Below are 1,537 nucleotides of genomic sequence, written 5' to 3'. Positions count from 1 at the left end.
TCCACACCCCCCCTGTGTGTCGCTAGCTAGCGAGGATCAGGCGTCGGCCTGCTCCTTGCGGCGCTTGTTGGCCAGCGCGATCGCACCGGAGCCGCCCACGAGGAGGGCGCCAGCGCCGATCAGGACGCCGATGCCGGCAGCACCGGTCAGCGGCAGGTTGAAGCCACCGTTGTGCGGGACGTCCTTGACGGTCGTCGCGAGGGTGTACTCGTTATCCTTGGTGGAGTTGGTCTGCAGGACCTGGAAGGCGATCGGGCGGGTCTGGAGCTCGAAGCCGTCGGGGGCCTTGACCTCGACGAGGCAGTAGTAGCCGGGGTTGGTGACGGCCTCGTTGTTCTCCCAGTCGTTGTTGCGCAGGCCGTCGATGGTGACCTCACCGTTGGCGTCGGTCTCGTAGGTTTCCTTGCCAGCGGGGCTCAGCTTCTCATCGAGGCTCGCGTCGACGGACTCGAAGTTCGTGGTCGGGGTGGACTGAGGCGTGCACTTGTAGACCTCGAACTGGGCGCCCGAGAGCTTGGTGGCGGTATCCTTGGCGTTGACCTTGGTGATCTTCACCTTGCCGAACTTGGAGACGACCTCGGAGTTCGGGTAGTCCGGCGGGGGAACGGTGCCCGAGTTGGGCTTCCAGCCGTTGGAGGGGGCGTTGGGGAGCAGGATGGCCTTGTTCTTGAACAGGCCGTCAGCCTCAACCTTGTCCTTGACGGTGCCGGACAGGTCCATCTGGACCTTGGTGGTGTCGTCCTTGCGGTTGTCGAGCAGCTTCTGGCGGCCCGCAGCGGTGAACTCGGCGGTCCAGAACATGGTCTTGTTGTCGGTGCCGGTGGCGGAGATCAGCTTGTAGTCGGTGTCCTTGACGAGGGCGACCTCGCCGGTCTTGCCGTTGATGAGCTTCAGGGCGACGTTCGCCTCGGGCAGCTCGACGCGCTTGTCGTACTGGTCGACGACGTCGTAGTAGTCGAGGGCCTCAGCGGCGGGCACGTCGGACTTGATGGTGTAGGAGATTTCGGAGCCGATGGCCGGGGTGGTATCGTCCTTGACCGTCTTGTCGATGCCTGCCTTGGAGTTCTTCGGGTAGGCGTGGACGTCGTAGACCCACTTGTTGAGGTCGGTCGGGTGCGTCATGGGCACCGTGATGATGAAGGGCTTGGAGCCGACGTAGCCCGCGGGGGTCTCCGTCTCGGTCACGATGTAGGCGCCGAGGGGGAGGCTGTCGAAGGTGGCCAGGCCGCCGCCGGCGGTGGTCTTGGTGATGGCAGCGTCGGTGCCGTCAGCCTTCGCGGTGTCAACGTTGCCGTTGTAGCCAGCGAGCTTCTCCCAGCCGGCCTGCGTGGTGAGGTCGACGTTGGTCAGCTTCTCGACGGTGAAGGTCGCGCCGTCGAGGGGGGTACCGTGATTGGAGGTGTCCTCAAGGCCGTTGCCCTCGGTGGTGCCGTTGGTGGCGTCCTTCACGTACTTGTGGATGGTGATGGAGCCGGTCTTGGTGGTGTCGAGGTCGACGAGCGACGGGGCGCGCGTGACGGTGGCGGCCAGGCCGAAG

Annotated in this window: 1 protein-coding gene; it reads right to left on the bottom strand. The window is 65.1% G+C overall.

Features of this window, described 5'->3' with window-relative positions; translation table 11 throughout:
* Window positions 1-36: 36 nt before the first annotated feature.
* A partial coding sequence (locus tag HMPREF1138_RS05570) for a SpaH/EbpB family LPXTG-anchored major pilin (RefSeq protein WP_009057551.1) occupies window positions 37-1,537 on the bottom strand: 1,501 nt, incomplete at its 5' end.

The organism is Actinomyces sp. ICM58, assembly GCF_000283035.1.
Lineage (GTDB): Bacteria > Actinomycetota > Actinomycetes > Actinomycetales > Actinomycetaceae > Pauljensenia.
The sequence above is the reverse complement of the archived record's forward strand: the minus strand, read 5'-3'. Positions and strand labels throughout refer to the sequence as shown.